Annotated in this window: 20 protein-coding genes; 12 read left to right on the top strand and 8 right to left on the bottom strand. The window is 57.2% G+C overall.

What is annotated here, in order from left to right:
• The first annotated feature begins 59 nt into the window (after nucleotides 1-59).
• The gene (locus ABJL60_RS14315) at nucleotides 60-2,189 is read left to right on the top strand and encodes a DEAD/DEAH box helicase (RefSeq protein ID WP_348376029.1); all 2,130 of its coding nucleotides are present in this window, start codon (nucleotides 60-62) and stop codon (nucleotides 2,187-2,189) included.
• A gap of 72 nt (nucleotides 2,190-2,261) precedes the next feature.
• On the opposite strand, the gene ABJL60_RS14310 is transcribed toward ABJL60_RS14315, so the two are convergent.
• Genes ABJL60_RS14310 through ABJL60_RS14295 form a run of 4 tightly spaced genes read right to left on the bottom strand, consistent with a single transcriptional unit; the run spans nucleotide 2,262 to nucleotide 8,128 of the window.
• A complete protein-coding gene (locus ABJL60_RS14310; protein ID WP_348289684.1) occupies nucleotides 2,262-3,416 on the bottom strand; it encodes an ABC transporter permease in 1,155 nt (384 codons plus the stop codon).
• Nucleotides 3,413-4,438 carry an ABC transporter permease gene (locus ABJL60_RS14305; protein WP_348289681.1) on the bottom strand — a complete coding sequence of 342 codons (1,026 nt, stop codon included), beginning with the start codon at nucleotides 4,436-4,438 and terminating at the stop codon, nucleotides 3,413-3,415. The genes ABJL60_RS14310 and ABJL60_RS14305 overlap by 4 nt, the downstream gene beginning before the upstream one ends.
• On the bottom strand, nucleotides 4,435-6,351 hold the full coding sequence (locus ABJL60_RS14300; protein ID WP_348376063.1) for an ABC transporter substrate-binding protein: 1,917 nt from the start codon (nucleotides 6,349-6,351) through the stop codon (nucleotides 4,435-4,437). Before ABJL60_RS14300 ends, ABJL60_RS14305 begins: the two co-directional genes overlap by 4 nt.
• A gap of 7 nt (nucleotides 6,352-6,358) precedes the next feature.
• Entirely contained in the window at nucleotides 6,359-8,128 is a 1,770-nt protein-coding gene (locus ABJL60_RS14295) for an ABC transporter ATP-binding protein (protein ID WP_348318701.1), read from the bottom strand.
• A gap of 145 nt (nucleotides 8,129-8,273) precedes the next feature.
• On the opposite strand from ABJL60_RS14295, the gene ABJL60_RS14290 reads away from it, so the two are divergent.
• The 7 genes from ABJL60_RS14290 to ABJL60_RS14260 all read left to right on the top strand — a co-directional run bounded on the left by ABJL60_RS14290 (nucleotide 8,274) and on the right by ABJL60_RS14260 (nucleotide 15,976).
• The gene (locus ABJL60_RS14290) at nucleotides 8,274-8,795 is read left to right on the top strand and encodes a class I SAM-dependent methyltransferase (protein ID WP_348376028.1); all 522 of its coding nucleotides are present in this window, start codon (nucleotides 8,274-8,276) and stop codon (nucleotides 8,793-8,795) included.
• A gap of 116 nt (nucleotides 8,796-8,911) precedes the next feature.
• Entirely contained in the window at nucleotides 8,912-10,987 is a 2,076-nt protein-coding gene (locus ABJL60_RS14285) for a 3-hydroxyacyl-CoA dehydrogenase NAD-binding domain-containing protein (RefSeq protein ID WP_348376027.1), read from the top strand.
• 18 nt (nucleotides 10,988-11,005) lie between these two features.
• A complete protein-coding gene (locus ABJL60_RS14280; protein ID WP_348376026.1) occupies nucleotides 11,006-12,199 on the top strand; it encodes an acyl-CoA dehydrogenase family protein in 1,194 nt (397 codons plus the stop codon).
• Nucleotides 12,200-12,202: 3 nt separating this feature from the next.
• Nucleotides 12,203-13,306, top strand: coding sequence for an acyl-CoA dehydrogenase (locus ABJL60_RS14275; RefSeq protein ID WP_348376025.1), 1,104 nt, complete (start codon nucleotides 12,203-12,205; stop codon nucleotides 13,304-13,306).
• Nucleotides 13,303-13,719 (top strand): PaaI family thioesterase, encoded by a 417-nt coding sequence (locus tag ABJL60_RS14270; protein WP_348376024.1) that lies wholly within the window; start codon nucleotides 13,303-13,305, stop codon nucleotides 13,717-13,719. The genes ABJL60_RS14275 and ABJL60_RS14270 overlap by 4 nt, the downstream gene beginning before the upstream one ends.
• Entirely contained in the window at nucleotides 13,716-14,489 is a 774-nt protein-coding gene (locus tag ABJL60_RS14265; RefSeq protein ID WP_348376023.1) for an enoyl-CoA hydratase family protein, read from the top strand. The genes ABJL60_RS14270 and ABJL60_RS14265 overlap by 4 nt, the downstream gene beginning before the upstream one ends.
• Nucleotides 14,486-15,976: a class I adenylate-forming enzyme family protein gene (locus ABJL60_RS14260; protein WP_348376022.1), complete on the top strand. Its 1,491-nt coding sequence runs from the start codon at nucleotides 14,486-14,488 to the stop codon at nucleotides 15,974-15,976. The genes ABJL60_RS14265 and ABJL60_RS14260 overlap by 4 nt, the downstream gene beginning before the upstream one ends.
• A 52-nt stretch (nucleotides 15,977-16,028) precedes the next feature.
• On the opposite strand, the gene rpe is transcribed toward ABJL60_RS14260, so the two are convergent.
• On the bottom strand, nucleotides 16,029-16,721 hold the full coding sequence (gene rpe / locus ABJL60_RS14255) for a ribulose-phosphate 3-epimerase (protein ID WP_348376021.1): 693 nt from the start codon (nucleotides 16,719-16,721) through the stop codon (nucleotides 16,029-16,031).
• Nucleotides 16,722-16,825: 104 nt separating this feature from the next.
• Nucleotides 16,826-17,836: an SDR family NAD(P)-dependent oxidoreductase gene (locus ABJL60_RS14250; protein ID WP_348376020.1), complete on the bottom strand. Its 1,011-nt coding sequence runs from the start codon at nucleotides 17,834-17,836 to the stop codon at nucleotides 16,826-16,828.
• A 148-nt stretch (nucleotides 17,837-17,984) separates the two neighbouring features.
• Here ABJL60_RS14250 and xylB point away from each other — a divergent pair, with 148 nt between their 5' ends.
• Together xylB and ABJL60_RS14240 are read left to right on the top strand one after the other, a co-directional pair.
• Nucleotides 17,985-19,436: a xylulokinase gene (xylB, locus tag ABJL60_RS14245; RefSeq protein WP_348376019.1), complete on the top strand. Its 1,452-nt coding sequence runs from the start codon at nucleotides 17,985-17,987 to the stop codon at nucleotides 19,434-19,436.
• Complete coding sequence (locus tag ABJL60_RS14240; RefSeq protein WP_348376018.1) at nucleotides 19,433-20,740, top strand: cytochrome c peroxidase; 1,308 nt, start codon at nucleotides 19,433-19,435, stop codon at nucleotides 20,738-20,740. The genes xylB and ABJL60_RS14240 overlap by 4 nt, the downstream gene beginning before the upstream one ends.
• Nucleotides 20,741-20,774: 34 nt before the next feature.
• On the opposite strand, the gene ABJL60_RS14235 is transcribed toward ABJL60_RS14240, so the two are convergent.
• Together ABJL60_RS14235 and ABJL60_RS14230 are read right to left on the bottom strand one after the other, a co-directional pair.
• Nucleotides 20,775-22,325: a CRTAC1 family protein gene (locus ABJL60_RS14235; RefSeq protein WP_348376017.1), complete on the bottom strand. Its 1,551-nt coding sequence runs from the start codon at nucleotides 22,323-22,325 to the stop codon at nucleotides 20,775-20,777.
• Nucleotides 22,315-23,520 (bottom strand): ROK family protein, encoded by a 1,206-nt coding sequence (locus tag ABJL60_RS14230; protein WP_348376016.1) that lies wholly within the window; start codon nucleotides 23,518-23,520, stop codon nucleotides 22,315-22,317. The genes ABJL60_RS14235 and ABJL60_RS14230 overlap by 11 nt, the downstream gene beginning before the upstream one ends.
• A 175-nt stretch (nucleotides 23,521-23,695) precedes the next feature.
• Between ABJL60_RS14230 and xylF the strand changes: the two genes are divergently transcribed.
• Nucleotides 23,696-24,709, top strand: a complete 1,014-nt coding sequence (gene xylF / locus ABJL60_RS14225; protein ID WP_348376015.1) for a D-xylose ABC transporter substrate-binding protein — start codon at nucleotides 23,696-23,698, stop codon at nucleotides 24,707-24,709.
• A gap of 139 nt (nucleotides 24,710-24,848) precedes the next feature.
• On the top strand, nucleotides 24,849-26,102 hold the full coding sequence (locus ABJL60_RS14220) for a sugar ABC transporter permease (protein ID WP_348376014.1): 1,254 nt from the start codon (nucleotides 24,849-24,851) through the stop codon (nucleotides 26,100-26,102).
• Nucleotides 26,103-26,107 lie beyond the last annotated feature (5 nt).

Genomic DNA, 26,107 nt, shown 5'->3' with positions numbered 1-26,107 from the left:
TACAAGGGCGGATAAAGCGCTTATTCGCGCGGTTTGATCCCATCAGAAAGCCCGTTCCTTTGAAACAAGCCCTTGCCGATGCGTTGCAACAACGCGGTTACGAAACCCTGACACCTGTCCAAGAGGCGGTGACAGAAGACCATCTAGAGGGTGCGGACCTTCTGGTCTCTGCGCAAACCGGGTCCGGTAAGACGGTGGGCTTTGGCTTGGCGCTGGGCAACACCCTGCTTGGGGAAGACGAATCCTTTGATCGTGCGGGTCCGCCTTTGGCTTTGATCATTGCACCAACCCGTGAGCTTGCAATGCAGGTGAAACGCGAATTGGCATGGCTTTACGAAAAAGCTGGTGTGATTATGGCGTCTTGCGTGGGCGGCATGGACATGCGCGATGAACGACGCAGCCTTGCGCGGGGTGCGCATATCGTAGTGGCGACGCCGGGGCGCTTGCGCGACCACATCATGAAAAACGTCATCGACCTAAGCGCCATTCGCGCTGTGGTTCTGGACGAAGCGGATGAGATGCTGGATCTTGGGTTCCGCGAGGATCTGGAATTTATCTTAGGCGAATGCCCCGAAGACCGCCGCACCTTGATGTTTTCCGCCACGGTGCCAAAAGCTATCGCCAATCTTGCCAAAAGCTATCAACGTGATTCTGTGCGCGTGACGACGGTGGCGGAAGCCAAGCAACACACTGACATCGAATACCATGCGATGAACGTTGCCAACCACGATGGCGAAAACGCAATCATCAATATCCTGCGCTTCTATGAGGCACCCAACGCCATCGTTTTCTGCAACACGCGGGCCATGGTGAACCGGGTGACGACACGCTTGTCGAACAGGGGGTTCTCGGTTGTGGCCCTGTCGGGGGAATTGTCTCAGGCAGAGCGGACACATGCCTTGCAAGCGATGCGGGATGGTCGTGCGCGCGTGTGCGTGGCCACGGATGTTGCGGCCCGCGGGATCGACCTTCCCGGGCTTGACCTTGTGGTGCATGCTGAACTGCCCAACAACCACGAAACTATGTTGCACCGGTCTGGCCGGACGGGACGCGCCGGGCGCAAAGGTGTGTCTGCCCTGATCGTGACGGGGAAAGTGCGCCGCAAGGCGGAACGCATTTTGCACATGGCGAAGGTTTCTGCCGAATGGGGCAATGCGCCCTCCGCGGATGCCGTGCGTGAAAAAGATCAAGCGCGTCTGCTGGATGATCCCATGTGGTCCAATCCGGTGGAAGACAACGAAGCTGAAATGGTTGCCAAATTGATGGAACATTTCAGCCCGGAACAATTGTCTGCAGCCTTTATGCGCTTGTATGCCCAACGCGTGTCAGCGCCTGAAGAACTGTCTGCCGCCGGGGACAACAAAGCGCCCAAAGCACGTGCACCGTTTGGGCCATCCAAGTGGTTCAGTGTGTCCTCGGGCCGCAATCAAGGGGCTGAAGTGCGCCGCTTGTTGCCGATCCTGTGCAATGCAGGCGACATCACAAAAGACGACATTGGTGCGATCCGCATCCAGAACGATGAGACATTTGTTGAAATTCAGGAAAGCAGCGTCGCCGGATTCAAGGCGGCTCTTGGCGCAGACATGAAAGTCGAAGGCGGCTTGACGGTAAGCGAATTGGCAAATGCGCCTGCAGCGGCCAAAAGCCCCCGCCCACCTTTCAAGGGCAAACCTAAAGGCGATGGGGCCGGTCGGAATTTTGACAAATCCAAACCACAACGGGACTACAAGCCGCGTGAGGATAAACCACACGAAAGCTACAAACCCCGTGACGAGAAACCGCGCGAAAGCTACAAGCCGCGCGAAGATGACAAACCCAAAACATCAAGTGCGCCTATCGATTACAATGACGCGCCAACACCCAAGCCGCGCAAACCCAAGCCGTCTGCTGCAAAACCAGCCGGCACTTCAGCACATCCGGCCTCGAAACGGTTCACAAAACCAAAGTCGACAATGGACAGGGCGCGCGAAGACGGGGCCGTCTCAGAACGAAAGCCACGTGGCGATAAATTCGCGAAACCGGGCGCGAAGCCCAAAGGCAAATTCGAAGGCAAGCCAAAGGGCGCAAAACCCGGTGGCAAACCATCCGGCGGCAAGAACCTTGCACCAAAAGTCGGCAAGCCCAATTCCAAAAAGAACAAAGCCCGCCGCGCCGCAGCAGAGGGTGGCGGCAAGCCGCCGCGCCGCTGACAGGCTTCATCTTGGGAAAAAGACCTCGGGGGAGACGCGGCACGCGGCGGGGGCAGCGCCCCCTGACCACGGCTAGCCCTTGTAAGGGTCCAAACTGTCGCGCAAACCGTCACCCAAAAAGTTGAACGCCAAGACGACAACGATAATTGGCAGCATCGGGATGGCTGTCCAAGGGTAGATTTCGATTGATGCGAGGTTCTGTGCGTCGTTCAGCATCACGCCCCAACTGACAGCAGGCGCACGCAATCCCAAACCCAGATAGGACAGCGCGGTTTCGCCCAGGATCATCGCCGGAATGGACAAGGTGGCGGATGCGATCAGGTGGCTCATGAAGTTGGGCAGCAAGTGCCTGCGAATAACGCGCCCCGGTTTCGCCCCCATCATTTCAGCTGCGCGCACGTATTCTTCTTCGCGCAAAGACAGAAATTTGGATCGCACAGCACGCGCCAAACCGGGCCAATCCAAAATCCCCAATATGATAGATATGATGAAAAACACGGACACTGGCCCCCAATTTGAGGGCACGGCGGCGGACAGAGCCAGCCAAATGGGAAGTTCTGGCAAGGACCGCAATATCTCGATCAGGCGGTTGATGGACCAGTCGATTTTACCGCCCAAATAACCCGCGATAGAACCAAATGTGATACCCAATAGGAAAGACACCGTAATCCCGATTAAACCGACCGTCAGAGACAGTTGGGCACCATATAAAATGCGGCTGAACACATCGCGTCCAAGGCGATCTGACCCCCATAAAAATACAGTGGCCCCAGAGGGTGCGCAAAACAAATGGGTGTCCGTTGGGAACAGGCCGGCCAGTTTATAATCGTCGCCCTTACAGAAAAACTCCAACTGTTGCGGTGCGTCGGTGTCGAAAGTGTAGCGCCAGCGAAATTCTTCAAGGTCCGCTTCCCCTGTGATGGGATAGACGAAGGGTCCAATGAAGGCGCCATCGTGCCAAAAATGCAGTCCTTGTGGCGGGGCGTACAGGTAATCTGCGCTGCGCTCGTTGGGGGTATAAGGCGCGATGAAGCCTGCAAAGGGTAACATCAGATAGCTGAGAAAAAGGAAAATCCCCGAAATCAGCCCCAGCTTGTGCTTTTTGAATTTGCGCCACACAAGCACCCAATTGGGCGCGTCCATGTCGGTGCGGTCCAGTGCGGACAAATCTACATGAGGGTCATACGGCGCGTCGTCGATATAGCGCCCGTCTGGCAAAGTGCTCATTCGCGCGCTCCGTATCTAATTCTGGGATCAAGCAGGACCAAAAGCATATCCGACACCATCGTGCCGATCAGGGTCAAAAAGGCCACAAACATCAAAATGAAGCCGGCAAGGAACTGATCCTGACTTTTCAAGGCAGCCAACAGGTCGGGTCCGATTGTGGGCAAGCTCATAACCACCGACACCAAAACAGAGCCGGATACCATCGCAGGCAACAGATTGCCGATGTCCGCCACAAACGGGTTAAACGCCATCCGCAGGGGATACTTTGACAACATGCGCGTGGGTGAGAGGCCTTTGGCGACTGCGGTTTCAACATAAGGTTTGCTAAGCTCGTCCAGCATGTTCGCGCGCAGACGTTGCATCATAGCCGCAGCGCCCGCTGTACCGATGACAAAAGTCGGAACGATCAGGTGGATGGCGATGGATTTGGCCTTGGCAAAGGTCATCGGTTCGCCCTCAAACGCTGGGTCCATCAGGCCACCAATGGGAAGACCAATGTATTTTTGGCCATAGTAAAACAAGATCAGCGCAAGCAAAAAGTTCGGCGTCGCCAACCCAAGGTACCCCACAAAAGCCGTTGTGTAATCGACCCAAGACTGCGAACGGGCGGCGGCCAAAACCCCAAGAGGCAAAGCCACAAGGTACACAAACAACACAGCCGACAGGTTGATCAAAACTGTCAGCCACAACGCGTCGCCCACAATGTCCGCGACGGGATTGTCGAATTCGAAAGACCAGCCGAAATCCCCTTGAATTAGACCGGAAAACCCGTTGGGGCCGGGCGCGAAGCCCACCCAGATCAGGTATTGTTCCCAAAGCGGGCGATCCAGTGCATATTCAGTTCGCAGAAATTCGGCCTTGGCGACACCTTCTGCTTGGCCCGTGGCGCGTAATTCCGCAATCTGGTTGGACAGGAAGTCACCGGGCGGCAGGTTGATAATGAAAAACACAAGAACCGACACAACAAGCAGTGTCAGCAGCATCGTCATAAACCGGTAAACGGCAAAGCGTAGAAAGATCATTGCGACACCTGCATTTTGGCGCGGTCGCCATCAAAGAAAAACTCGTCCATGCGGTGAATGCCAAAATGCGCACCGGGTTCCCATGCCCATTTGGCTTGTTCGGGCACATTGCGCAGGTCGTTGTTGACCACGACAGGTTGCGGGGCCTCTGCCAGGACGCCGATGCCAAACTGCTGGTCCGCATGGATGGCCAGCATCTCGCGCCAAATCTCGGCGCGGGCGGCTTCGTCTTCGTTGCGTTCCCACATGTGCCACAAATCCATCAAACGTTCGGCTTCGGGGATATCTATCGGTTCGCCGGCGGCGCCGCGTGTTTGCATATACTGGCCCCATTTGGGCCAAGCAAAGAATTCTTGTTGCGTGGGGGCCAGATATTCAGGCGGAGTTGCAGCTTGCGGCAAGCCATTGTCCCAACCAAACCACACAGCCGACATCGACACGCCAGCGTAAACACGGTTGCGCAGGATATCGCGGTCCAAGGGGCGCATCACCAGCTTGATGCCCAGTTCGCGCCACGTGTCGCTGATGATGGCCAGCGCGTTTTCGACTTCTTGGCGTTCCCCTGCCGTTTCGACAAGAAACTCCATGGGCCGTCCATCTGGCAAAAGACGCAGGCCCGCAGGGTTGCGATTTGTCAGGCCCATATCGTCCAGCAACTGGTTGCCTTGTGCCGTGTCGTAGTCGGCCCAAGCGTTCAGGTTTTCGGGGTCATGCAAGGGGCTGCGCGACACCGCCGTCATGCCGCCTTCTTTGGCCAAACCAAAGTACAGCGTGCGGTTGATCATGCGGCGGTCTATGCCCATCGACAAGGCACGACGGAACCGCACGTCTCGGATAACTTTGCGCCAGACGGGATCAGCAAAGTTCAGGTTTGGATAAATTGCGATTTGCGATGCGGCAGAGTTGGCCCACAAAAACGTCCGGTAGTTGCCGCCGTCCGTTTGCCCCTTTTTCAAGATAGACACATCGCGGAAATCGAGACCCCGCGCCTGCAAATCCGCCTCGCCTGCGTTGGCTTTCGCCGCGACAAGACCACCGCCCACAATCGTCATTTTCACGATGTCGATGTAGGGCAGTTGCGTGCCGTTGGTGTCGACACGGTGATAGAAGGGGTTGCGCACAAACAGTTGACGACTGGATTTGCCTGCGGTGGCTGACATCCACGGCTGCAAGGTTGGCAAGGCGGGGTTGTCGAACTTGTACATGTTGTCGACTTTGTTGTGCAACGCCGCCCAGCTTCGTACGCGCTTTGATCTTACAAGGCTTGCCAAAGCTTCGGTTTCCGCGAATTCAATGTGGAACTGCTTTAGGTAATGTGCGGGGCGATAAATAAAGGGGGGCCGTGCGCCTGCGAGAATTTGCAAAAACCGCGGGTTCGGTCGGTCCCATTCTACCACGACGGTGTGCAAATCCGGAAAGGTCATGGTGCCCACAACGCCGTCAACACGCATAACATCTGGCGGGCCATTCGGGCTGAGTTCAGAATTATTGGCGATGTGGTCCCAATAGTATTTGAAGTCGTCGGACGTAAAAGGCGCCCCATCCGACCAACGATGCCCCTTGCGCAAATGCAGGGTAAAGCGCTTGTTGTCCACGACCTCGTAGTCGCGCAACAGATCGGTTTGCAGTTCGTAATTCTGGTCGTAGCCCACCAATCGGGCGTAGCCGTAAACCACCATCTGGCGTATGTCTTTCGACCGTGTGACCATCGTGGCTAACGTGCCGCCTTGGGTGCCTGTTATGCGCCCCTTTGCTTCCAAATCCACAATCAGCGGTTCTAAAGGAATGCGATTTGCCACAGGGGGCAAGGTGCCGTTTTCGACTTCTTGTGCCCAGAAAGAGCTTTCTTTCAAAGGTGCTGCCACAGACCCCGGCGCCGTGGCGCAGGCCCACAAAAATGTGGCGCAAATCATCAAAGGTTTAAACATGGCAACGTACCTTGTGGCCGGGATCAACTTCGATCAGATCAGGGGCGCTTATGCCTTCAAAGCGGAACGTATCGGGCCAAGTGTCCGGGCTGCCCGCGCCTTTGGCAACAAGGCTTAGGTTGATGGGGCGGTTTACATTGGGTTCAGGCTGCGCCGCGATCAACGCCTGAGTGTAGGGATGGCGTGGGTTGTAGAACAATGTGTCGGGGGGGGCTTGTTCGACAACGACGCCTTGGCGCATCACAGCCACCTCGTCGGCGATCCGCGCAACCACAGCCAAATCGTGGCTGATGAACAAATAGCTCAGGCCCATGCTGTCACGGATGTCTTCCAGAAGGGTCAGGATTTGTTCCTGAACGGACACATCCAGCGCTGACGTGGGTTCGTCACATACCAAAAGTGTGGGATCCAGCGTCAGGGCACGTGCAATGGACAGGCGCTGGCGTTGGCCGCCGGAAAAGGCATGCGGGAAGCGTTTTAGCATATCGGGGTTTAAACCCACCCATCGCAGCATCTCAGCGGCTTTGTCGCGGCGGTCTGCGCGGCTGCCTATTCCGTGAATTTCCATCGGTTCTGTTAGGGCTTCTTGCACGCGCATGCGTGGACTTAGCGAGGAATAGGGGTCTTGAAACACCATCTGGGCTTGTTTTTGAAAGGCAATGCGCTGGGCACGTGTCAAGGCATGGACCGGCAAAGGGTCGGTGTCCTTTGTGCCGCGAAACATAACTTTTGATCCCACATCCGGCACCTCAGCGCCTAACGCAATGCGCGCACAGGTTGTTTTGCCCGACCCGCTTTCGCCAACCACGGCCAAGGTTTTGCCGCGCGGCAATTGTAGGTTCACATCTATGCAGGCATGAATTTTCTTGGCCGCTTTCCACCCTCCTGCCTTGGCGGTGTAGGTTTTGCAAACGCCTTTCAGATCAAGGATCAGATCATCGCGTTCCAAGGGTGCTGCGGGTTCGGCGACCTCGGGGATGACGGGGGCTGCGGCAAACAGTTTCCGGGTATATCCGTGGCCAGGAGCGCCCAGAACAGCGGCCGCTGGTCCGCTTTCCATCACGCGGCCTTTGTTCATGACCACAACCTGTTCCGCCATATTCGCCACAACGCCCAAATCATGCGTCACAAGAACCACAGCCATGCCGGTGTCTTTTTGCAAGTCTTTGATCAGACCCAGCACCTGGGCTTGGGTTGTGACGTCCAAAGCTGTTGTGGGTTCGTCCGCGATCAGCAAATCGGGTTTTGCGACCATTGCCATGGCGATCATGGCGCGTTGGCGCATCCCGCCTGACATCTCGAACGGGTAGGCGCGAAAGGCGCGTTCAACGTCGGGGAACCCGACTTGCTCAAATGTGGACAGAACGTCCTTTTTGGCTTCGGCTGCCGACATGCCACGGTGCAGATGCAGAACCTCTGCCACCTGATTGCCGATGCGGTGCAAAGGGGACAACGACCGCATGGGTTCCTGAAAGATCATCGAAATCCGGTTGCCGCGCACATTGCGCATCTTCTTTTCCGGCATAGACAACAGTTCAACCATTGTATTGCCGTTGGAAAAATTGATCTGCCCCGCACGCAATTGTGCGGCTCCGGGCAGGATGCGCAGCACCGAACGGCACGTCAGCGTTTTGCCTGATCCGCTTTCCCCGACAAGCGCCATGGTTTCTCCGGGCATGACCTGAAAATTCACGTCGTGCACGACTGGCGGCGCATCGCCAAAACCAATACTTAGCCCCTGCACATCAAGGAGTGGTGTCATCAAGTCGTCCCAACTGTTGGTGTCGTCCGTCTTTTTGCATCAAGTGCGCGGAGCGTTGGCACCAGTCAAACCCGATTCCAGCCCCAACGTCCAGTCAAGGCGTGGTAAACTCTGGCAATTGCGCCCCAACCTTCATAGATCAGACATGAACAAACAGATAATGGACGCAAAATTTATGGAAAGCCGCCTGGACCTATTCATCAACCGTATGGTGTCGCAACGCGCCTGTCTGGATTTTGCCGCAGACGCCACAAAGGACATGTCCGGCCCCGTGTTCGAGCTGGGTTTGGGCAATGGCCGCACGTATTCGCATATGCGCCAGATCATGCCGGACCGTGACATTTACGTGTTTGAGCGTGCTGTTGCGTCCCATCCCGACAGCACGCCGCCAGAAGATCGCGTTTTGCTGGGCGATGTGTTTGAAACCCTGCCTGCAGCTTTGAAACGCTTTGGCCCGACAGCGGCCTTGATCCATGCCGATCTTGGCGGGCACAACCGCGAAAAAAATGACCAGTTTGCACGGGCTTTATCCCCTGTCATTGAACCTATTCTAGCGCAAGGGGGGCTGATGGTGGCGTCGGACAGAATGTACTTTGATGCATTGACCGAAGTCGTATTGCCGCCAGATGCCGTGCCGGGGCGTTGCTTTATCTACTCCCACACGTGACGGCGTGACGGCCTGCGGCAAGTGACGCTGCGGCGCAGGTGGAACGTGGCCCTTGCCCCTAGGGCAAGCCAAAGCATAGGTTTGCGGGTGTTCTATCCCAGCAGGAGCCTGTTTACGTGTCAGACCCAATTGCCTATGAACGCGACGGTGACGTCGCTGTCCTTACCATCAACAATCCGCCGGTAAATGCGCTAAGCCAAGCTGTGCGTCAGGGCCTGATGGCCCGGATGGATCAAGCCGAAGGCGATGCAGGCGTTAAGGCCGTGGTGATTGTAGGCGAAGGTCGGGCCTTTATCGCGGGCGCGGACATCACCGAATTTGGCAAACCGCCAATGGAGCCGTCCTTGCCGGATGTGATCGACCGGATTGAAGCATCACCTTTGATCGTCGTGGCTGCCATGCACGGTGTCAGCCTTGGCGGTGGTCTTGAGGTTGCCCTTGGATGCCACTACCGCATTGCGGTGCCTTCCGCCCGTATCGGACTGCCCGAAGTTCATCTGGGGCTGATCCCCGGTGCTGGCGGCACGCAGCGTTTGCCACGCGTCGCGGGTGTTCAAGCCGCGATCGACATGGCCACAACCGGACGCCACGTCAAAGCCGATGAGGCCCATAAGATGGGTGCGATTGATGTGATCCAGGACGGTGATCCCAAAACGATCGGCATCGCCTACGCACAACAATTGCTGGCTGATGGCGCGGCCCGCCGCCCCGTCAGCGAAATGCCGTCCCCCGAAGGCATCGATTGGGACGCGACATACGATGCGGTCTTGGCGCGTGGTCGTGGTCAGATTGCACCGGCAAAAGCCGTCCGCGCGGTGCAAGCCAGTGTTGAAAAACCCTTCGCCGATGGTCTTTTGGCGGAACGCGATATCTTCATCGAACTGATGAACACCGACCAACGCAAGGGCATGATCCACGCGTTTTTCTCAGAACGTGCTGTCAGCAATCTGCCTGAACTGAAAGGCGTGACACCGCGCGAGATTGCCAATGTCGGAGTTATCGGCGGTGGGACGATGGGGGCTGGCATTGCCACAGCGGCGCTTTTGTCAGGTCTGCGTGTGACTATGCTTGAAATGACGGCTGAGGCAGGCGAAGCCGCACGCGGTCGCATCGGCGGCAATCTTGCAGGCGCACTCAAACGGGGCAAAATCAGCCAAGCGCAACATGATGCGATCATGGACAAGGCCTTGCAGGTCTCGACCGACTACGCCGCTCTCTCTGACGTGGATCTGGTGATCGAAGCCGTCTTCGAGGATATGGCCGTCAAGAAACAGGTTTTCACCAAACTGGACGAAGTCTGCAAACAGGGTGCGATCCTTGCCTCCAACACATCCTATCTGGACGTCAACGAAATCGCCGCCTGCACCAAACGGCCCGAGGACGTGATAGGGTTGCACTTTTTCTCGCCCGCCCATGTGATGAAGCTGCTTGAAGTCGTCGTGCCCGACAAAACCGCCATTGACGTCGTGGCAACGGGCTTTGCGCTGGGCAAACGGTTGAATAAAATCTCGGTCCGCGCAGGGGTCTGTGACGGGTTCATCGGCAATCGCATCCTGTCGACGTACCGCCAAGCCGCCGATCAAATGGTGATGCAAGGCGCGTCGCCCTATGACATTGATGCCGCCCTAGAGGCTTTCGGGTTCGCCATGGGGCCGTTTGCTGTCGCTGACCTTGCAGGGCTTGATATCGGCTGGGCGGTGCGCAAGCGCAAACGGGCAGAAGGCACGATGCCGGACGGTGCCACCTATGCGGACAAAATGTGCGAGGCGGGCAATTTTGGCCAGAAAACTGGCAAAGGCTACTACGATTATGCGGCTGGCGCGAAGGCGCGCGTGCCGAACGCTGATGTCATGCCCCTGATCGAAGAAGACCGCGCAGGCACGCCGCAACGCAGCTTCACCGCCGATGACATCCTGCGCTATTACATGGCGGCCATGGTTAACGAGAGCGCGAAGGTGGTGGGCGAAGGCATCGCGCGTCGCCCGCTGGATGTGGATATGACGTTGCTGTTTGGTTACGGCTTCCCGCGCTACAATGGCGGGCCGTTGAAATGGGCCGACATTGTGGGCCTCGACGACCTGCTTGGCGACATTAAGTCCTACGCTGAAACGAACCCCGATTTCTGGGCGCCCGCGCCCCTTCTTGAACAACTGGTGGCCGAAGGGAAAACCTTCGACAGCTTGAACCAATAACCCCGAAAGGAAGAACCAATGGATCTGAACTACACAGACGAAGAACTGGCCTTTCGCGACGAAGTGCGCGCGTTTTTTGACGAAAAACTGGACAGCGATCTGGCCAACAAAGTGCGGCTTGGCACGGGGCTGTCCAAGGATGACATGGAAGGCTGGCATGCAACGCTGAACGCCCAAGGTTGGCTGGTGCCAAATTGGCCTGCCGAATTTGGTGGCACCGAATGGAACGCCGTGCAGCGCCACATCTTTGACGAGGAATCCGCCCGCTACCACGCGCCGCGCACCGTGCCTTTCGGCTTTTCGATGCTGGCGCCTGTGCTGCACAAATTCGGGTCCAAGGAACAAAACGACTACTGGCTGCCCCGCATGCTGGATGGCACCGATTGGTGGTGTCAGGGCTACTCTGAGCCGGGCGCGGGCTCTGATTTGGCATCACTGAAAACCAAAGCCGTGCGTGAGGGCGACCACTATATTGTGAACGGTCAAAAGACGTGGACGACGCTGGGCCAGCACGCCAACATGATCTTCTGCCTTGTGCGCACTGACAGCGACGTGAAACAGCAAGAAGGCATTTCTTTCCTGCTGATCGATATGGACACACCCGGCGTCGAAGTGCGCCCGATCATCCTGCTGGACGGCACACATGAGGTGAACGAGGTCTGGTTCACGGACGTCAAAGTACCCGTCGAGAACCTAGTGGGCGAGGAAAACAAAGGCTGGACCTACGCCAAATATCTGCTGACGCATGAGCGCACGAATATTGCTGGCGTCGGCTATTCTCAGGCCGGAATTGCCACGGTCAAACGGATCGCAAAATCCGAGATGGCAGGCGGCAAGCCTTTGATGCAGAACCCCCATTTCGCCGCACGTGTGGCGCAGGTTGAAATCGACTTGATGGCAATGGCCACCACAAACCTGCGCATTATCTCGCGGGCTGCGGACGGGGCGGCACCGGGGATCGAGGCGTCGATGTTGAAGGTCAAAGGCACGATTATCCGTCAGGAAATCAATGACTTGGCCCGTCGTGCTGTGGGCGTATACGCGATGCCGTTTGCATCCGAAATGGTGGAAGGCAGCAATGAACCCCTGCCAGATCCACATGACGCAGGCCCATTGGCCGCGCATTATTTCAACAATCGCAAGCTGTCGATTTTCGGCGGCTCAAACGAGATCCAACGCGGGATCATCGCCAAAGTATCAATGGGGGGCTGATCCATGAATTTCGAGCTGACCGAAGAGCGGCAAATGCTGCAAGACACGCTGCGCCGTTTCCTAAGCGACCGCTACACAACCGAAACCCGCAACAAAATTTTGGATTCGGACGAAGGCATGTCCGCCGAAATCTGGGAACAATTGGCCGAACTTGGCGTCATCGGCGCGCTGTTCACCGAAGACCAAGGCGGATTTGGCGGCATGGGCTTTGACATTGCCGTGGTGTTTGAAGAACTGGGGCGCGCTGGCGTGGTCGAACCCTTCCTTGATGGCGCTTTGCTGTGCGGTCGCATCCTCGCGGAAGCCGGCGACGAGGCCCGCGTCGAAGAGATCATCGGTGGCGGTTTGCAATTGGCGCTGGCGCATGGCGAACCCACCAGCCGCTATGACCTGAACCGCGTACAAACCACTGCCAAAGGCAACGTCATCAATGGCCGCAAAGCCGTTGTGATGAACGCCGAAGCCGCAGACGTGATGATCGTCTCGGCCCGCACTTCAGGTGAAATCGGTGACGAGGATGGCATCACGCTGTTCGCAGTCGAGAAAGGGGCCAAAGGCGTCACCATGCAAGGCTATCCGCTGATGTCGGGTGGGCGCGCCGCAGAGGTGACTTTGGACGACGTTGAAGGCACCGTGATCGGCGAGGAAGGCAAAGGCTATGCCCTGCTTGAAAGAGCCAATGCAGCCGCTACCGTTGCGCAATGTGCTGAGACGCTGGGTGCGATGCACACGGCCACGAACCTGACCAAGGAATACCTGATGACGCGCAAGCAATTCGGGCGGCCCATTGGTACGTTTCAGGCGCTGGCGCACCGCATGTCCGATCTGCTGATCGAGATGGAGCAAGCGACATCGGCAGTCACCCGCGCCGCTGGCTACCTTGAGGCCGAGGACAAAACCCGCGACATGAACATCCACGCGGCCAAGAACCTGATGGGGCGTGCAGGACGTCTTGTGTCCGAGGAAGCAATCCAGATGCACGGCGGCATTGCCATGACGCAGGAATATGAACTGGCGCATATTGCCAAACGGATTACTATGGCGGATCACCGCTTTGGGGACACCGACCACCACCTTGAAAAGTTCATCGCGCTGAGCGCCGCATGAAAGACGCGGGCCTTATCCGTGATGAGACCGGTACGCAAACGCTGATCGGTTACGTTGTGGATGTGTCTGCGAAAGATGGAAAAGGACGCTGCTGGCTGGACATCGGCCCGCAGCACACCAACCGCCACAAGGCATTGCATGGTGGGATTATCACCTGCCTTTTGGACAACGCGTCAGGCACCACCGGATCGCTGACGGTGGACGACACCGGCACTGCCCCGTTTCTGACGATTTCCATGAACACGCATTATCTGGCCCCTGTGTTCAAAGGGCGGGTGACGGCCACAGGGCGGGTGACGGGCGGTGGTAAAAGCCTTTTGTTCATTGATGCCGAATTGGTGGATGCGGAAGGGCGTGTGATTGCCACGTCCTCGGGGGTGTTTAAACGGGTGCCACAGGAGAGATTTGCATGACGGCCTACATCGAAGACGCAGGCGATCGTTTGATCGTATGGAACGGGAATGCAGCCAAGCGCGGCGCGATCACACCTGAATACTACGGCGCGATCCAAAAGGCTTGTACCCAAGCGAAGGATCGACGTGTTCGGGCTGTTATCATCACATCCCAAGGGGATTTCTTCTGCGCTGGCGGCGATTTGAATGCGTTGCAAGAACGGCGATCGCTTTCGGAAGAGGGGCGCCAGCAAAAGATCGAAATACTGCATGACGTGATCCGTGCCATTCGCGCGTGCGACGTGCCTGTGATTGCGGCTGTCAAAGGCGGCGCAGCCGGGGCGGGGGCATCTATTGCGTTGGCTTGTGATTTCATTGTGGCGGAAGCGGGCTGCAAATTTACAGCCGCTTACGTCAAGGCGGGGTTGGTGCCGGATGGGGGATTAACGGCGTCTTTGGCGCGCATGATCCCGCGCCCATTGGCAATGGAAATGTGCGTTCTGGCGCGGCCCGTCACAGCGGAGCGGATGGAAGGCCTAGGCGCGATCAATGTGACGTGCCCGCTGGATCAGGTTTTGGCAGAAGCCAACGCATTGGCGGATGCCGTGGCAATTGGCCCACGCAACGCTCAGGGCCGGATCAGGGCGATGGTGGCGCAAGCCTATGACCAAAGCGAAGCGGCGCAGCTGGATGTGGAACGCGACGCCATGGCCCACGCGGCAGGCGCGGATGAGGCCGCAGAAGGCATCGCCGCGTTCTTGGGCAAACGCAAACCGGATTACGGCACATGAGCGCATGCGTCGAAGACTATCTGGCGGCGCAAGTGGCATCTCGCGCAGAGGCGCCTGCTGTCTTAGATGTGACGGGGATCGCACTGAGCTATGGAGGTTTGGATGCGGCCAGCGACGCGCTTGTTTCGGTTCTTGAAGACGCAGGCGTACAAAAAGCCGACCGCGTTTTAATCTTGTCCGAAAATTGCGTGGCAGCGGTGGCTTTGCTGTTTGCATGCTGGAAACTGGGCGCACGGGCGATCCCGGTGAACGCGCGACAGACGGAAAGCGAAGTGGATCGCATTCTGGCCCACGCCGAACCCGCGGCTGTGTTTATGACAACGTCTGTGTCCAATGATGCAAAGGCACACGCCGCGCGCATGGGCGGGCATGAAATTTCAGGGGATTACGGGTCGCTTCATATGAAAGCATTGACCAGCAAGCCTGATGCCGAAGGCGATGTGGCGGTTTTGCTTTACACCACCGGAACGACCGGAGATCCCAAAGGGGTCATGCTGACCCATGCAAATGTCCGGTTTGGGGGGCTGACATCAGCCAACCTGCGAAACATGAAGCATGAGGACGTGATCTATGGCGTGTTGCCCACCACACATGTGTTTGGGCTGTGTTCGGTGGTGGTGGCGGCGGTCTATGCCGGGGCGCCTGTGCGGCTCGCGCCACGATTTGAGGTGGCAAAGTTATATGCGGCGTTGCGCGACGGGGTGACGCTGTTTTCAGGCGTACCGCAAATGCATGCGCTTTTGATGCAATACACCAAAGAACAAGGGCTTGAGGAATTGGGGTCCGAGACGCTGCGCTATGTGTCTTCCGGTGCAGCCCCCCTTGATCCCACATGGAAGCGCGAGGCCGAGGCGTTCTATGGCGTGGCGATCCAAAACGGATATGGCATGACGGAAACGACAGCGGGGACGTCCGCCACAAGCAATCCCATCGGCAATCCCGACACATCTGTGGGCCCAGCGTTGCCTGGCATCGAAATCGGAATTGACGAAGACGTGCCCGGGGGCGGGGCAGGCGTGGGAGAGGTTATCACACGCGGGCCACACATAATGAAAGGCTACTACAAGAACCCCGAGGAAACCGCCAAAGTGCTGGATGCCAATGGATGGATGCACACAGGTGATTTGGGGCGGATTGACGATCAGGGTCTGTTGCACATCGTTGGGCGTTCAAAGGAATTGATCATCCATGGTGGGTTCAACGTCTACCCGCCCGAGGTCGAAGCCGCACTGAATGACCACCCGAAAGTCGTACAGGCTGCAGTTGTGGGGCGGCGCAAAGACGGCGATGAAGAAGTGTTGGCATTTGTGCAGCTTGCGGATCTTGAAGCGCTGGATGCTGAAAGCCTTGGCGCATTCGTATCCGAGCGGCTGGTGGGGTATAAAAGACCCAAACGCTATGTGTTTGCAAAGGTGCTGCCCGCTGCGCCAACAGGTAAAATCCTGAAGCATAAGCTTGTCGAAACATTTGCGGATCAACTCGACTGATCCTGTTTCTTTTCGCTGTAAGTATCCCGGGGTCCGGGGCAGAGCCCCGGTTTTAAACTTCGATGCTGGTTGCGGCCTCACGAATGGATCGGATGTTCGCTCCGTAGGGGGCAGGGTCTAGTACAGAGCCCCCCCGAAACACCGCCGATCCAGCAACCAAAACATCAGCGCCCGCATTTGCGACCAAAGGCGCCGTCGTTGGATCAACGCCACCGTCGATTTCGATGTGGATGGGCCGGTCCCCGATCATGGCGCGGAGCTGCCGGACCTTATCGATTTGGCTGTGAATGAATTTCTGCCCACCAAATCCCGGATTCACCGTCATCACACAGACAAGGTCCACCATATCCAGAAGATATTCGATCTCGGATGCGGGAGTGGCCGGGTTCAACGCGACACCCGCTTTGGCTCCGGCCCCTTTGATGGCTTGCATGGTGCGGTGGATGTGTGGTCCTGCCTCAACATGCGCCGTGATGACATCCGCGCCTGCGTTTGCAAAGGCTTCGATGTAGGGATCAACAGGGGCGATCATCAGGTGGACGTCCATGACCCCTTTGATGTGGGGGCGGATCGCGGCACAGGTGGCAGGGCCAAAGGTGATGTTGGGCACGAAATGTCCGTCCATCACATCCACATGCACCCAGTCTGCCCCTTGTGCTTCTATAGCTTCGCATTCAGCGCCAAAGTTGGCGAAGTCCGCAGACAGAATGGACGGCGCGATTTTGATAGAACGATCGAAGGTCATGGCAGTGCCTTTTTGTTGGGTTTGCCGCGCTATAGCGGGTGCATGCGTGCGTGGCAAACCTTAGGACCCTCCGGGGGAGGTTTATTTAGCGAGATGAAGATGGATCAGACCTGATAATAATCGCGGTACCAGTCAACGAAGGTTTGGATGCCGGTTTGGATCGGGGTCGTTGGCGTTTTGCCGGTCAGTGTTTTGAGCAAAGTCGCGTCTGCCCATGTTGCAGGGACATCACCCGGTTGCATGTCTTTGAATGATTTCGTGGCTTTTTGGCCAATGGCTGTTTCAATCGCTTCCACAAAATCCATCAAGGCAACGGGTGCACCGGTGCCTATGTTTACGACCCTGTGGGGGGCTACCGCAGACAGGCTATCGCCTTGGATCGGATCAGCCCCGGGCATCGGCGGCACAGCATCGATCAAGGCGGTTATTCCGCGTACGAGATCGTCTATGTAGGTAAAGTCCCGTTGCATTTTTCCATGGTTGTAGATTTCGATGGGTTCATTGTTCAAGATGGCTTTTGTGAATTTGAAATGCGCCATGTCAGGCCGGCCCCAAGCGCCGTAAACGGTAAAGAACCGGAACATCGTGATCGGCAAATCGTACAGATGGGCATAAGAATGTGCCATGTTCTCGGTGGCCTTCTTGGTGGCTGCATAAAAGGACATTTGCGCGTCTACTTTGTCGGCTTCCGTGTAAGGCATTTGGGTGTTTGCGCCGTAAACGCTGGATGTTGAGGCCAAAAGCATATGCGCTGGTGGCACGGCCCGCGCGGCTTCCAGCAATTCAAACGTGCCCATCAAATTCGCTTCGACATAGGATCGCGGCGCGTCGATAGAATGGCGCACCCCTGCTTGCGCTGCCAAGTGAACGACTGCATCGAACTGATGAGTTTCAAAAAGATCTTGCAGCACCCCGGGTGTTTCAAGGCGGGCGTTTACTGCGCTAAAGCCTGCATTTTGATGCAGCATGGCATGCCTGCGATCTTTCAGGCGGACATCGTAGTAGTCGGTCATCGCGTCCAGCCCGACGACACGCCATCCTTGATCCAGAAGTGCCTTGGCTGTGAAGTAGCCGATGAACCCTGCCGAACCTGTTACCAATGCAGTGCGTGTCATTGTTGTGCCTTACCTCATCCCTTGTTTTCAAATTGAAGCACCGCAGGCGAAAAGACCAGCGCCAAGCGGAATGGGTCTTTTTAATTTCACTTTAGAATTAAATGGGTCACAATGGCCGGAACGCATTTGGAAACACAGGAGAGCGGCAATGTTTATCGGTCTTGATTTGGGCACTTCGGGCCTGCGGGCATTGTTGGTTGATGCAGCGGGGCGCACCATTGGTGACGCCAATGCAAATTACAGCGTGTCGCATCCCCACAGCGGTTGGTCAGAGCAAAACCCGAAGGACTGGACAGACAGCTGCATTGCCGTGATGGCTGCGCTGAAGGCGTCTTATCCGTCCGATTTTGCCAAAGTGCAGGGCATCGGGATGTCTGGTCACATGCATGGCGCCACAACACTGGACGCGGACGGTCTTGTTTTGCGCCCCTGCATTTTGTGGAACGACACCCGCAGTCACAGTCAGGCGGCCCGTTTGGATTCAAATCCAGTGTTTCGCAAAGTGACCGGCAACATTGTGTTCCCCGGCTTTACAGCCCCCAAACTGGTGTGGATGGCGCAACATGAACCTGCGTTGTTTGCACGGGTTGATAAGGTTCTGCTGCCAAAGGATTACATGAATTTCTGGCTCACCGGTGTGGCTGCTTCGGACATGTCTGACAGTGCGGGGACCGCGTGGCTGGATGTGGGCGCGCGAGACTGGTCCGATACGCTGCTGGACGCCACGGCCATGCGCCGCGACCAAATGCCAATGCTTTATGAAGGCACCGAAGGTATTGGCACTGTGAAACCGGATATCGCGGCTGTGCTGGGGTTGCCGGAGGATGTGCAGGTTGTGGCCGGGGGCGGCGACAATGCCGTTGCTGCGTGCGGGGTGGGGGCGATGGAAGACGGAGACGGTTTTGTATCGCTTGGCACTTCTGGTGTCGTTTTGACCGCGCGGGACGGATTCGCGCCCATGGCCGAGACGGCCGTACATAGCTTTTGCCATGCGGTGCCCGCGCAATGGTATCAAATGGGGGTCGTTTTGGCGGCCACAGACAGTATGAACTGGCTAAGCGAGGTCACGGGCGTGACGCCATCTGAGCTGACCCAAGCCTTGGGGACGACGCCCGAACCACCAAATGATCTGTTGTTTTTGCCGTATCTGTCCGGCGAACGCACGCCTCATAACGACAGTGCTGTGCGGGGCGGCTTTCTGGGGCTGGATATTGCGCACACACGCAATGACATGACCCGCGCCGTCATGGAGGGCGTGTGCTATGCCTTGCGCGACAGTCTGGAAGCATTGCGCACAACAGGCGCTGCACCAAAACGGCTTTTGGCGATTGGGGGCGGGACACAATCGGATCATTGGGTTGCGATGCTGGCGTCCATTCTGGACCTTCCGCTGGACGTTCCGGCGCAAGGTGAATTTGGCGCGGCCCTTGGTGCGGCGCGACTGGCGATATGCGGTGTAACGGGTGCCGACCCTGCGACGATCATGACAAAACCAACCCTTGCGCGGACGGTCCATCCTGATCCATCTTTGGTAGAGCCCTACGCGCAGGGGTATGCGCGATACTGCAAGGGATATTCAGCGATGAAGGCACTGCAATGAAAAGGGCATTGGCAACGGTTCTGATAAGTGCGTGTGCTGTGGTCGCCGTTCAGGCTGCGGACCTTCCAACGCCTGATGTATCGTTCCCGCAAACAAACAATGCGCAAATCACGTTGGGGCAGCTGTTGTTTTTCGACCCCATCTTGTCGGGCAACAAAACGGTGTCCTGCGCCACGTGCCATCATCCGAAATTCAACACCGCTGATGGTGTGTCTTTGGGTATCGGCGATGGTGGCATCGGGCTGGGGCCGGCGCGCGAAGTGGATGCGGACAATCTGCCGGAAAAGCGGATTCCGCGTCATGCACCGATGTTGTTCAATATAGGCGCTTCGGAATTCACATCGTTCTTCCACGACGGGCGGCTTGAAGTCGACACCACGCGCCCGTCCGGTATTCGCACACCCTTGGGTGCAGAGATGGAGCAAGGTTTTGCGTCATTGTTGTCGGCACAAACGATGTTTCCGGTCTTGTCCGCAGATGAAATGGCCGGGCATTTGGGGGAAAACGATGTGTCACGCGCGGTCCGGCGTGGCGTGATCACCGGCCCGGACGGTGCTTGGGATATTCTGGCCAAGCGGGTCGAGGCAATTCCGGCTTATCGCGCCGCTTTTGATCCGATCATAGGTGCGGACACAGCTGTGCATTTCACGGATATTGCGGATGCGATCGCGGCGTTTGTAGATTTTGAATGGCGCGCGGTGAACAGCCCGTTTGATGCGTTTTTGCGTCGGGGGGCCGCTATGGACACGGACGCTATGGCGGGGATGGAATTGTTCTATGGATCTGCGGGCTGTTCCACATGCCATTCGGGCCTGTTCCAGACCGATCATAAGTTTCACGCAATCGCCATGCCGCAAATCGGGCCAGGCAAAGCGGCTATATTTGAAAATCACCAACGCGATCTGGGGCGCATGCGTGTGACTGGAAATACCGCAGATGCCTATGCGTTTCGTACGCCTAGTTTGCGCAATGTTGCGCACACAGCGCCCTATGGGCACGCCGGAGCCTATGCGACCTTGGAAGGTGTGGTGCGCCATCATCTTGATCCTTTGGGGGCGTTTAAAACCTATTTGACCGATCAGGCTGTGTTGCCTGAAGGTTTGGGAAAGGATGATTTCGCGGTGATGGCGGATACCGCAGAGGTCACCCGTATCTCACAGGCAAATCAGCTTGAGCCACAAGATTTGACTGACACGGAGGTGGCCCAGCTGCTGGCGTTTTTGAATGCACTGACCGATGTGCAAAGCTTGCGCGGGGCCTTGGGCATTCCTGCGTCTGTCCCAAGTGGATTGCCCTTTGACTGAGGGCAGCCAGCGCTGGTGGTGAAGGGACCAGACCCTAATAGCGGGTCAGCGTCGCAGTTTCCCCGTCGCGCATCACGCGTACGCGTTGGTTTGTTTGCACAGCCATCCACTGTGTGGCTGTCGTATCAGGCCATATAACGCGCATCATTATGCCTTCAGCGTCACCAAGGCCAAAGTGTTCAGGACCTGCGCTGCCGCCTGCATGTCCGCCACCAATCACCAATTCGCGCATTTGCAGCCCCATGTCGTCCATCACTTCGATCCAGCCGCCGATGGCGCGTGTGTTCACGTTCGGTTGACGGGCCTCAACGCTCAGCCAATACCCTGTTTGCGCTGAAGTATTTCTATAGACCTCGAGCGTCGCCATACGGTTGACAACGATCAGATCCAATAGCCCGTCACCATCCAGATCGGTCAGGGAGGCGCCACGGGCACGGTGCAGGCTGGCGATACCTGCGGTCAGACCCGCCTCTGAAAATTGTCCTTTTTCATCCTGAATCAGCAGGTTGTTGGGATCTTCCATCGCCATGCCGGGCATTTGTTGGACGTTGCCTTTGGCGATGAACACATCATCCATGCCGTCGTTCTGTACGTCGCCCAATGCAATGTGCCATCCTGTTGATGGTCGCCCATCGCCGCCAGTATACGGGCGGTGTGCGGCAGCACCACGTTCAAAGGGTGCGTCTTTGAATTCAGCGCCTTGCCCCGTCCATTCTTGCAAACGCTGGTCGCCCATCGAGGACAAAAACACCTCTGTCAGCCCGTCGCGATCCAGATCACGGGATGCGATGCCCATTCCCCAAAGCTGGTGGGTGATCCACCCATCGTCTTGCGTGTACAGGCGCGGTGTGTCGCCCAAGGTCCAAAGCTGCTCTGCGCCACCTTTCACGTAGTAATGTCTGTCATTGCTGACGCGCAGGTCCGGTGTGCCGTTGCGTGACCAATCAGAGATCAGCATGGATAAGGCGCAAAACCCCGGCGCCAGTTCCGTGGCGATGTAGGCGTTGTTCGTGCTGTCGGGGCGCAACAGAAGGTTGGTGTCGCATGCCTCGAAGGGGCCATCCGGATCAGACCGGTCCACGTAGTGCCCGAAAGCCAAACTGGGCAAAGTGTCATCGCCAGACCAGATGGCGGAAAATGCTGTTGTCCAGCGGTCTTCGAATGCTGCACCCGGCAGCGGGGCAGGGGTGAATCCGCATTGACCGTCGCCCAAAAGGGTTGTGTCTTGGCCAACCCGCATCACGACCAAATCAAGGTGGGTGTCGTTGTTCAAATCCATCGGGTAAGCGCCTGTGACGCCGGACAGTTGTGCAAATCCCGTGACGGGGGCAAATGCAATCCCATCCTTGGAGCTTGTGTTGCGCCAAAGCGCAGAAGGCGCGGCACCGCCTGCCGCAAAAAGATCGGGCTTTGCGTCGCCGTCACAATCCAGAACGGAAAGGCCACCCCCGACAAAATGTTCCCAGCCACCTGTATAGAAATGTTCGGGCACCGTCACCGGGGCAAACCGGATATCGGCCAGCGCAAACGGGGCAAACCCGGCCCATGCGATACCTGCTGTAAATAGCGCGACTTTACCCTGCATCTTCACGCACGTCCTTTGCCGCCATGTCATAGACGAAGTCCAACGCATAGGCTGCGGCACCGCTGGCCCACATCTGGTTGCCCCATTTATGGATGACGACTTCAGGCGGTGCCTTGTCGATTTGAACGATGGATTTGCGCATCTCGGCGATAACCTCTTCGGCGTAAAGGTGGTCGAATTTCATCTGCTCGCCTGCCAAAATGATAAGCTCGGGATCAAAGACATTGACCAGATTGGCAAGGCCCAAGGCGAACATGTGCCCCGCCCGCGCCACGATGGTTTCTGCCGTGGGGTCCTGGGCTTTGGCTGCGGCCAAAAGTTGTTCAAACTGTTTTGTGGGGGACAGGGTATGGTCGATTGCGCCAACGCTGGCAGCTTCGCGCAACATGGCATAATCGGCAACGTAGGCTTCAAGGCATCCGCGTTGCCCGCAGCGACACAGCGCACCGGCCAATTGCACCTTGGTGTGGCCGAATTCAGCGCCGCAACCCCGTGTGCCGCGATAAATTTGGTCATTTAATACAATGCCCATGCCAACGCCGCTTTCAATGATAACAACGATGAAATCGGAATGTCCGCGCCCAAGACCAAAGCTTTTTTCTGCCATGGCCACGAGGTTCGCGTCATTGTCCAGAAATGCGGGCACCCCCATGCGTAGTGATAGGATGTCGCGAAAATTGATGTTGCGGGCGCTCAGGGACGGCGACCAATAGACTGTGCCGTTTTGCGCGTCGACAATGCCCGCCAAACCAACGCCGACGCCTGATAGATCAGACAGATTTTTGCCGATGGACTCTGCGAGTGTTTGAACGACGTTTGCGATGCGATCCGCAAGCGCGTCTGCTGCGTTCGGGCCTTTGGGCAGGTCCACGTCAAGACTTGCCAATTCGGTGCCGACAAAATCTGACAGCATTACAGATATTGTCGTGTCGGAGACTTTGATCCCGGCGACACAATGGGCGTCGCCGCGCAGTTTCAGATCGACACGGGGACGGCCACGGCTGGTTTCTGCGCCGTCTTGGCGGGGCACCTCTTCGATCAGGCCCTCGCGTAACAGGTCTGCGGTGGTTGTTGTGACGGTGGCGCGGGAAATGCCCGTGACCTGAGACAGGTCTATGCGTGGGATTGGTCCGTGCCGTTCAATGGCGCGAAGCAACACACGTCGCCCCTGTTCGCGCTGATGTCCAAATGCCATGCCCGTTCTCCCTGCCGATGGTTATACACAGATCGGCCTTCCAAGACCAAGCTTGCACCAAAAAATAGGGCTGTGTCCAATTTAATTTGCAAAGCGAATTTAATCTCGCTACAACAGATTCGACCCCGCATGAAAAATTGCAAAACCAGCGGGTGACATCGTTCGGGAGGAACACATGAAACTTTTTAAAACTGCAATCGCGGTCACAGCAGGCGTGTTGATGAGCACAGCCGCTTGGGCTGAAGACATCGTCGTCGGTGTGAGCTGGTCAAACTTTCAGGAAGAGCGCTGGAAAACCGACGAAGCCGCTATCAAAGCTGCTTTGGATGCCGCGGGCGCAAAATACATTTCTGCAGACGCGCAATCTTCCTCCGGCAAGCAATTGTCTGATGTTGAATCGCTGATCGCTCAAGGCGCAAACGCACTGATCATTCTGGCGCAAGACGCGTCGTCTGTTGGTCCGGCCGTGCAGCAAGCTTCCGACGAAGGCATTCCTGTCATTGCCTATGACCGTTTGATCGAAGATAGCCGCGCCTTTTACCTGACATTCGACAACGTCGAAGTGGGTCGCATGCAGGCCCGTGCGGTTCTGGAAACCATGCCAAAAGGCAATTACGTCATGATCAAGGGCTCGCCCACCGATCCAAACGCGGACTTCCTGCGTGGCGGTCAGCAAGAAGTGCTGCAAGCGGCGATTGACGCAGGCGACATCACCATTGTCGGCGAAGCCTACACAGACGGTTGGGTTCCAGCGAACGCACAGCGCAACATGGAACAGATCCTGACCGCGCAAGACAACAAAGTTGATGCGGTTGTGGCATCGAATGACGGCACGGCCGGTGGTGTTGTTGCGGCTTTGACGGCGCAAGGCATGGAAGGCATTCCAGTGTCCGGTCAAGACGGCGACCATGCCGCTTTGAACCGTGTCGCGACTGGCACGCAAACTGTGTCCGTTTGGAAAGACGCACGCGCCCTTGGTACAGCCGCTGCTGAAGCCGCTGTGGCTTTGGCCGCAGGCGACACCGTTGAAGGTGCCGCCGAATGGACATCGCCATCAGGCACAACCATGCAGGCCCGCTTCCTTGAGCCGGTTCCTGTAACAGCCGACAACCTGTCCGTCGTGATCGACGCGGGCTGGATCGAAAAAGACAAGTTGTGCGCGGGTTCTTCCAACGCCGCTTGTAACTAAACACTCCCAGTCCTCTCGGCCCTGCGAGGTCGGGGGGACACCTCGCTTCTTCTCCTCATAATTTGTTTGCATTTATGGTGAGCGCCTGTTGACGCGCATCCCGTCTGTGCACCCGCCTCTCACATCCAAAGGTGACGTGATGAAAAACTTCCTAACCAAACTTGGCATCGACCTACGCCTTCTGGGCATGATCGGCGCACTTGTAGCATTATGTGTGATGTTTGATCTGATCACAGGCGGACGTTTCCTGACGCCGCGCAACCTGTTCAACATTTCGGTCCAGACGGCGTCGGTGGCGATCATGGCAACTGGCATGGTGTTTGTGATCGTGACACGTAACATCGACCTATCGGTGGGGTCCTTGCTGGGGTTCATCGGCATGACAATCGCTGCATTCCAAGTGCATGTCCTGCCGGAATATCTAGGGCTTGGACATTGGTCGATCTGGGTGTTAGCCCTGCTTGCCGCTGTGTTGATGGGCACCATCATCGGGGCCGCACAGGGGTGGGTGGTCGGCTATCAGATGGTACCATCTTTTATTGTCACGCTTGGTGGCTTTCTGATCTATCGCGGCGCAATGTGGTGGGTGACCCAAGGGCAAACCGTTGCCCCCTTGGACCCGACATTCAAGTTGATGGGGGGCGGAGCCGAAGGCACGCTTGGGGAAACCCTGTCGTGGGGGTTTGGTGTGGTGGCCGCAGTGGTGGCTATTGCGCTGATCCTGCTGAGCCGGCAGCGCAAAGAAACCCACGGCTTCAAAGTGAAACCCAAATGGGCCGAAGGTATTTTGATCATTCTCGCGGCGGGGCTGATCCTATCTTACGTGTGGACTATGAATAACCACCAGATGGCGAAAGGTGCGGTGAAACGTGTGGCAGAGGCGCGCGGCATCGAGGTGACGGACGGGATGGTGCTTAACCACGGCGTAGCGATTCCGGTGGTGATGTTGCTGGTTGTAACGGTTGTGATGACCATCGTGTCCACGCGTACCCGCTTCGGGCGTTACGTTTATGCGACGGGGGGCAACCCCGAAGCGGCGGAATTGTCGGGGATCAACACCCGGCTTTTGACGGTCAAAGTGTTCGCGCTGATGGGCGCACTGACGGGGATTTCTGCGGTGGTCGCATCGGCCCGCTTGGGCTCTGCGGACGTGGGCCTTGGCTTGCTGGACGAATTGCGCGTGATCGCGGCGGCCGTCATTGGCGGCACGGCGCTGGCGGGCGGATTTGGTACCATCTACGGCGCGGTCATCGGGGCGTTTATCCTGCAAACGCTGCAATCGGGCATGGCATCCTCCAATGTGGACGCGCCATTGCAAAACATGGTTGTCGGGTTGGTTCTGGTGTTTGCTGTGTGGCTGGACATCGTCTATCGCCGCAAAATTGGAGTGTAAGGAGA

The organism is Ascidiaceihabitans sp., from assembly GCF_039986515.1.
Classification (GTDB): Bacteria; Pseudomonadota; Alphaproteobacteria; order Rhodobacterales; family Rhodobacteraceae; genus Ascidiaceihabitans.
Note: the sequence above shows the minus strand (reverse complement) of the source record. Positions and strands in the feature narration are given on the sequence as shown.